The sequence below is a fragment of the Duganella vulcania genome, from assembly GCF_009857655.1.
GTDB lineage: Bacteria > Pseudomonadota > Gammaproteobacteria > Burkholderiales > Burkholderiaceae_D > Rugamonas > Rugamonas vulcania.
On the sequence record NZ_WWCX01000158.1, the window covers coordinates 1 to 7,855 of the forward strand.

Annotated in this window: 3 protein-coding genes and 1 pseudogene; 1 reads left to right on the forward strand and 3 read right to left on the reverse strand. The window is 66.0% G+C overall.

What is annotated here, in order from left to right; genetic code table 11:
- Window positions 1-470 (reverse strand): annotated as a pseudogene (locus tag GTP90_RS33935) (phage tail sheath family protein); the annotation flags it as partial.
- A 411-nt stretch (window positions 471-881) separates the two neighbouring features.
- Between GTP90_RS33935 and GTP90_RS33940 the strand changes: the two are divergent.
- Window positions 882-4,094: an SEL1-like repeat protein gene (locus GTP90_RS33940; RefSeq protein ID WP_161087645.1), complete on the forward strand. Its 3,213-nt coding sequence runs from the start codon at window positions 882-884 to the stop codon at window positions 4,092-4,094.
- 10 nt (window positions 4,095-4,104) lie between these two features.
- On the opposite strand, the gene GTP90_RS33945 is transcribed toward GTP90_RS33940, so the two are convergent.
- Both GTP90_RS33945 and GTP90_RS33950 read right to left on the reverse strand, forming a co-directional pair.
- Window positions 4,105-6,438, reverse strand: coding sequence for a PAS domain-containing hybrid sensor histidine kinase/response regulator (locus GTP90_RS33945; protein WP_161087646.1), 2,334 nt, complete (start codon window positions 6,436-6,438; stop codon window positions 4,105-4,107).
- A gap of 98 nt (window positions 6,439-6,536) precedes the next feature.
- Window positions 6,537-7,855: nitric oxide reductase activation protein NorD (locus tag GTP90_RS33950; protein ID WP_161087647.1), on the reverse strand; the 1,319-nt coding region annotated here is incomplete at its 5' end.

Below are 7,855 nucleotides of genomic sequence, written 5' to 3' on the forward strand. Positions count from 1 at the left end.
GCCGCGACCGCGTTGGCGTCGGCGCCGTCGGCCAGTCCGGCGAACGCGGCGTTGGCCTGCTGCGCGGCCGCTTTCTGCGCCTGGGTGGCATTGGCGTCGTCGGTGATGACCTTCAGTGCGGCGGCCGCCTTGTCCTTGGCATCCTTGCCGGTCGCGCCGGCGGCGCCCGCGTTGGCCACGGCGCCGATGGCGTCTGCCTGCGCCGAGTGAAACAGGCGCACGATCACCGCATGGCTGCCGCCGTTGATGAAGAAGTCGCGCACCGCGAAACTCATCGTGCTGGCGAGCCAGAGTTCGCCAAACTTGCGCTCGAAGTCGGCATAGCTGGTGATGTCGACCGCCGTATCGACCGGGCCTTTGCGGGCGCGCCCGATGAAGGCGGCGATCGAGGTGGCGACTCCGGTGATGGTGCGTACGCCGCTGGCTATTTCCTCGACGTAGACCCCTGGGTAACTCAATGCACTCGGCATGACCGTTCCTTTCGACATGGCGGCGCCCGGACCGGACGCGCGCGCCGGGCCAGTTGCTAATTTGATGTAGGGACTTGCAGACTAAAACAACATCAGGGTAAGTCGTGCGTCGATTTCACTGAACCGGGAAACGTATTCTGCGCCGATTTCCCCTGCCAAAGCGCCTGCGATTTCCATTAAACCGAAGCCTATTGATCTAGATCTAAAACAGCGCTGGTCCTGCAAACGATGTATCAAACGGCGTGGTGACTTGATAAATATAGTCGGCGAAACACGACAAAAATACGCACTTTGTCACAGCACTGTGTATAAATTTCTCCCCCCAAAAATCCAATGGTGTTGCCATAAATGTATGTTATCGGTTTATCATTGCGCCCTTCGCGGCCATGCCGCAGCACTGGGAAAGCACACATGAAGCAAACAGTCCTCGCGATGGTCCTGCTGGGCATGGGAATCGGCGCGTCCAGCGCCGCTCCCGCCGATCTGGCGAAAGGACTGGCCGCCTACGAGGCGGGGCGCTGCGACGACGCGGTGCGGATATTCAAGCCGGCCGCGCAAGCGGGGAACGCGGATGCGCAAATCGCTCTGGGCGACCTGTATCAGGACAACGACCAGAATTGCGGGACCGAGCGCGATATGCGTGCGGCGGAAACCTGGTACCTGAAGGCCGCACGCTCGGGCGACGTGGAAGCGCAGCATAAGCTGATCACGATGTACGACTACAGTTCGAATATGAAGAACCCCGAGCAGGCCGTCATCTGGCTGGCCAAGGCGGCGGCGCTGGGTGACGCCGGTGATCTGTCCAGCCTGGCCAGGCATTACGAACAGGCCGAGGGCGTAAAGCGCGACCGCACGTTGGCCCATGCCTTCTATCTGTTGGCCAACCAACGCAGGAAGCAGGACGCTCAGAAGCACCTGCCCAAGACACTGGAATACAGCGCGCAGCGGATGTCGCCGGAACAGCGGACTGAGGCCGAGAGCATCGCGGCCGCCTGGAAGGAGGGTACCGCGCTGCCGTCGGTTTCCGCGACAGGCGGGCGCGACCCGCTCGACTGGTATGTGGCCGCCGCCAAAGCGGGGGATCTTGATGCCGCCTACAAGGCCGGCACCTTGTACTTGAAAGGTGGCGAAGGCTTGAAGGTGCAACCCGAGCAGGCCGCGATCTGGCTGAACAAGGCCGCCCAGGGCGGCAACGCCGATGCGCAGTACGAACTCGGCCAACTGTATGCGATGGGATATGGCGCGCCCAAGGATTTGGTATTGGCGTTTTCGCTGCACCGGCTGGCGGTCAAGGGCGGCAGCAAAAAGGCCCAGGGTGAGACAGATGGCTGGGAGGACGTCCTGACAGCGCAGCAACTCACCGAAGGCACAGCGCTGATGGCGAACTGGAAGAAGGGCGAAGCCTTCCCGCAAGCCTCCCGCTACGGTATGCAACGCAAGATCAACTACGTCGAGGACGCACAAGAAAAGCTCGCCCCGACGCCCACGGTGCTGGCCCTGCTCAAGGCAGCCAGCGAAGGCGAGGAAGCGGAGTTCGCCCGCCAACTGGCCAAAGTGAACAACATCAACGACTATCTGGTCGACGGCAATCAGCTGCTGCATGCCTTGCTGCTGCCCGCCGCCAGCCTGCGCAAGGAAGCCGCGTCGTGGCGCGCTGCGCGCAACGACCCGCGCGACACCGAGCACTGGCACGCCCAGCAGGCGCGCCACGCCGCGCTGCTGCCGGCCAAGACGCGCATGCTGGCGCTGGCCCTAAAGCGTGGCGCCAGCCTCAATGAAGGTTCCAGGGACGACCACGCCGCGCCGTTGCATTTGGCGGCCATGTTCGGCACGTCCGAGATGGTGGAGCTGCTGCTCAAGCACGGCGCCGACCCGCGCCAGTATGGCGGCATGTTCGCCGGCCAGACCGCGCGGTTGGCGCCGCTTGAGTACTCGGTGGAGCAGGAACAACATGGGCGCGGCGTGCCGGAGCTGATCACGCCGGAACAGCGCACCGGAAATATACTGGCGCTGTTGAAGGCTGGCGCGGAGCGTCCCTACATCCGCTTCGATATCAACCGAAAGCGCCAGAAGGCCGCCGGCGCGAAAGAGGAGCGTCCGTTTGCCGACCTTCTGTTCTGGCCCAAGGTGCTCGGCCTCACGCGCGGCACGGCGGTGCTCGACGCGCTGCTGAAGACCGGCACCAGTCCGGCCGACAGCGAACAAGGAAAGAGCGACTTCGAGTACGCAGCCGAAGTTGGCAATGAGACGGCCATCGCCTGGCTCAAGCCGCGTTTGCAGCGTTATGACGACAACAAGCGCGACCACTGGCTCGACGCCGCCATGCTTGCCATGTACAGCGCCGTGCCCGCCCGCGACAAGATGCTGGAGCAGCTACTGGTCAAGGACATGAATTGGACCCAGACCGGCCCCAACACCGAAGGCACCGGGCGCGACTACGTTCCGCTCGCCGCCGGCAGCGAACGGGTTGAAAGCGGCACGTTGCTGAATCACGCCACGCGCGCGCGCCGCCTCGAGTGGCTGCCCCGCCTGGCCGCGCTGAGCGCTCCCGTCAAGAAGGGCGGCAGCGCCCGGGACCTGCAAGCGGCCGTGCGCGACCACGACATCAAGGCCGTCAAAGCCTTGCTGGAGCAGGGCGCCGATCCGCTGACCGGCTTCGAAACATCGGCGCTGTCGGTGGCGCTGGCCGCGCCCGCGGGCGACGACGCCATATTGGACATGTTGCTGGGCCATGTGATGACGATGCCGAAGAAGTCTCTGGAACAACTGTCCCCGTCGCCGCTGGACGACATCCTGAGCGCGAAAGGTGGCATCAATATGCCGCGCCTGCGCAAGTTGCTCGATGCGGGTGTGGCTGCGCGGGGACTCAGCGGAAATGCCGTCAGTGCCGCGTTCACTTCGCCTGACCGCGAGCTGTTCCCCTTGTTGATCAAGCATGGATTGCTGGACGATACAGGCAGCGGCGATCCCGCCTTCGCTGGCCTGCCAAGGTTCCTGCAAGGCGCGATAGTGCACGGAAGGGTGGATCTGCTGCCGGCGATCCTGGCGCACGGCGAAGATCCGAACCGGCACCTTACGCTGGGCAGCCGGGTGGAGGCAAATCCGGTGGAAAACGCGATCGCGGTCGGGAACGTGGACGCGCTGAAGGTTCTCGTGGCCCACGGCGGCGTGATCGACACAATTACCGTCCGGGACTGGGGAACGGCGCTGGAGCGCGCCATCGTCTCGCTCAACCCCGATATGCTGCGCCTGGTGAGCAAGGATTTCAGCTTGCCGTTGAAGCAGGTCTGCTTCCCGCTCAACGGCCAGCTGGCCAAAGTGGTGCTGGAGTCTCCGGCCAGCTACTGGGCCTTATTGCGCGAGCACGGTTTGTTTACCGGCAGCGCGTGTCCCGGCATCCAGCAAAAATTCGTGCGCTACCGGTCCGAGTCGCCCGAACGCTCGCTGGAAGGTTCACGGGGCGACAATCTGGTGCAACGCCTGGCGCAGCTCGGACCGGCCCGCGAAACCTTCGACACCGGGACCTGGTCGGCTATCGCCGTGAGCAAGAACGCGCCGCTGGCGGGCCTGCTGGCCAAGGCAGGGTGGACGGCGCCCGCCAGCGCGAAGGGAACGGCGCAATAAATCGAACTGGCTAGTCCGCCGCTGGATTCAATTCCAGCAGCGCTTTCCTGGTGTCTTCATACGCCAGCGCCAGGTCTTGCAGCTGTCCGGCCGCATCGTCGAAATTTTCGCCCTTGCCCATCAGCTCCAGATTGGTGCATGGCAGCCGCATGCGGTTGGCGCCCACGAACTCGATGCTCGATTGCAGGTAGTGGGCGGTCGACGCCAGCAATGGCGCGTCTTGCGCCGTTGCCGCGCTCGCGAGTTTTTCCAGCAACTGCGGCACCTCGGCGATAAAGGAGGCCACCACCTCGTCGAGCAGGGAAAGGTCTTCGCCGATCGCGCGCAATTGCTCGATGCGGGCGTGGCTGAGCACCGCATCGTCGCGCCGGCGCGTGGCCAACCGGGCGATCGCCGCCACCAGCGCCGAGCTCAACACGTGCAGCTCGATGGGCTTGGCGATGTACTCATCCATGCCGGCGTCCAGGCAGCGCTCGCGGTCCCCGGGCAAGGCGTTGGCCGTCATCGCGATGATGTACGGGCTGTCGCTGCCCTTGAAGCGCTGGCGCAGGCGCCGCGTGAGCTCGAACCCGTCCATCTCCGGCATCTGCATGTCCATCAGGATGATCTGGTAGTGCCGGCCTTCCAGCGCCGTCATCGCCTCGACGCCGTTGGCCACCACGTCGGCCTGGTAACCGAGATGACGCAACAGCTGCCTGAGCACTTTCTGGTTGATCGTATTGTCCTCGACCACCAGAATGTCCACCGCGGCGGCCAGCCCCGGCGCAACGGCGGCGGGGCGGGGCGGGGCGGCGGTGGCGTCGCGCTTGCTCAAGACCTGCCGCAGCGCGTCCAGCAGGGCCCGCGGCTTGATCGGCTTGTTCAGCCAGGCGGCGAACATGCCGCCGTCCAGGCTGCTCCCGGCTTGCCGGTGGCCGACCGAGGTGAGCAGGACCAGCGGCAGCGTCGCCCGGTCGCGTATCTTGCGCAATTCGGCGGCCAGGCGCACGCCATCCATGTCGGGCATCTGCATGTCGAGCACGGCCACGTCGAAGGGGGCGCCATGCCGCACCAGGTCGATGGCTTCGGCCGCCGAGGCGGCGGACAGGCCCTCCATGCCCCACAACAGCGCCTGCCGCATCAGGATGCGGCGGTTGGTGGTGTTGTCGTCGACAATCAGGATGCGCTTGCCTTCCACGGTCGCCGAACGGTCCCGCAGCACATCCTCGGCCAGCTGGTCGTCGTTGGCCTCGGCCAGCAGTGACAGCGTGAAGGTCGACCCTTTCCCCACCTCGCTGTGCACCGTCAGGCTGCCGCCCATGATCTCGGCCAGGCGCCGGCTGATCGTCAAGCCCAGCCCGGTCCCGCCGTAGCGGCGTGTGGTCGAGGGATCGACCTGGGTGAACGAGCGGAAGATGTTCTCCTGGCTGTGCTCGGGAATGCCGATCCCGGTGTCCCTCACGGCGAAATCCAGGCTGTAGGTGTTGGCATCCCGGCTCTCCGCGCTGATCGTCACGACCACCTCGCCGTGATGCGTGAACTTGATCGCGTTGGACAGCAGGTTGACCAGGATCTGGCGCAGCCGGGCGGCGTCGGACAGCATGGTGGCCGGCACGCCGGGCTCGATGATGTAGGCCAGGTCGAGGTGCTTGTCCCCCGCGCTTGACGCCACCAGGTCCAGCGCGTCCTCTACACAGCGGCGTATTTCGACCGGATGGCGTTCGAGGTCGAGGCGGCCCACCTCCATCTTGGAGTAGTCCAGCAGGTCGTTGATGACCGCCAGCAGCGCCTCGCTGCTGGAGCGGATGGTCTCGGTGTAGTCGCGCTGTTCCTCGTCGATGCGCGTGTGCAGCAGCAGGCTGGTCATGCCGATCACCGCGTTCAGCGGCGTGCGGATCTCGTGGCTCATATTCGCCAGGAACATGCTCTTGGCGCGCACGGCCGCTTCCGCCGTTTCCTTGGCCTGTTCGAGTTCCTGCTCGTAGGCCTTGCGCTCGGAGATGTCCTGCAGGATCGCGGTCAGGATCACTTGCCCTGCCTCGCCGGATTTGGAGATCGTCGCCTCGGCCGGGAATTCGGTGCCATCCTTGCGCACGGCGTAGATGGTGCTGCGCTCGCCCATCCTGCGCGCGGCCGTGTCGCCGTGGCGGAAGGCGGACACGCGCGCGGCGTGCCCGGAACGATAGCGCGGCGGAATCAGCAGCTCCAGGCTTTTGCCGACAACCTCGGACGCCGCCCAACCGAACATGCGCTCGGCGCCCCGGTTGAAGAGGATGATGTGCTGGCTCTCGTCAGTGCAGAGAATGGCATGCTCCGCGATGTCGATGATGTTACTGAGTTGGTCCGGGTTCAGTGAATACGGCATCGTTGGTTCAGGGGCGTTCGCACGATAATACCCGCCATCCTACACGTTTGTTCCACCTGACGGGGAGAATGCCGGTAGCTTTATTGTCGCCCTTGCAATTACGCGGCGATCAGCTTGCGCAACCAGCGCAACAGCACCGTCGGCAGCAGTTCGGCGCGCTGCAACAAGGCATAGGAATGTTCGCCGAACACCGCCGGCAGATAATCGGCCGCGTGGCGGTCGATCGTCAGGCAAAATGGCGATATGTCCTGGAGACGCGCTTCGACCACGGCCTGGCGCAAGTCCTCCACGCCATAGCGGCCGTCATACTGGTCCACGTCGTTCGGTTTGCCATCGGAGATCATCACCAACAATTTGTGGCGGGCGGGCTGCGTCATCAGGGTGGCGCAGGCGTGGCGCAGGGCGGCGCCGGCGCGCGTGTAGTGCTCCGGCTCCAGTCCGGCGATCCGCAACGCGACTTCGTTGCAATAGGGTTCGGAAAATTGCTTGATGGCGCGCACCACCACGCCGCCCGGGCCTTCGCCCGAAAAGGCCAGTACGCTGAACGGCTCGCCCAGGCCCTGCAGCGCGGCGCAAACGATGAGCAGCGCCTCGCGCTCGACGTCGATCACCCGGCGCTGGCCGGACACCCAGCCATCGGTCGAGCCGCTGATGTCGACCAGCAGCATCACGGCCAGGTCGCGCCGGCCGCGCCGTTCGCTTTCGTACCAGCGCTGGTCGAGCTGCCCGCCGCCAAGCAACTGCGCCCGGCTGTCGATCCAGGCCTGGAGGTCGATGGCGTCGCCGTCAAGCTGCCGTTGTTGCCGGCTGCGCTGGGCGCGCAGCATGTCGAACTGGCGGCGCACGGCGGCCAGCACCGCCGCCTGGCTGCTGACGATGGCGTCGACCACCGCCTGGTTCCCGGGCAGCGCGGTGCGCACCGCGACCAGCGTGCCGGGGTCCCGGTAGGCGCGGCTCTTCCAGTCCCATTCCGGGTAGGGGAAGGCTTCGCCGCCGCCTGCCTGCGGCGCCGTGGCTGGAGGCCGGGCCCGCATGCCGGGCGGGTCGTCCGAGAGCAGGACTTCGCGGGCGGCGCCGGGAGTGGAGACCAGGCGCGCTTCGGGCAGCTCCGAGAGCGCGTCGGCGTAGTCCTCGGCGGCGGTATCGGCGTCGCGGTCGGCCGGCCGCTGCGCCCCCAGGGCATCCTCGGCCTGCTCGTGCGGACGGGCCGTCTGCACCATCACCGGACCCGGCGGCTGGGGGGAGTCGTCCTCCTGTTGGCGCACGCGCGGGCGGCTGGCAAGACGGGCGCTACGCGGTGTCCCGGCGGCGTCGCCGGGTTGTTCATCGCCGTGGCCAGGCGGGGGACCGGCGGCCGCGGCTGGCATGAACTCTCCCAGCCAGTCGTCCGGCACGAGCACCCGGCGCGGCGCCGGTG

Bases quoted from the DNA above. Each gene is read 5' to 3' on its own strand.
- GTP90_RS33940 (WP_161087645.1), top strand. From the start codon at position 882: ATGAAGCAAACAGTCCTCGCGATGGTCCTGCTGGGCATGGGAATCGGC.
- GTP90_RS33945 (WP_161087646.1), bottom strand. From the start codon at position 6,438: ATGCCGTATTCACTGAACCCGGACCAACTCAGTAACATCATCGACATC.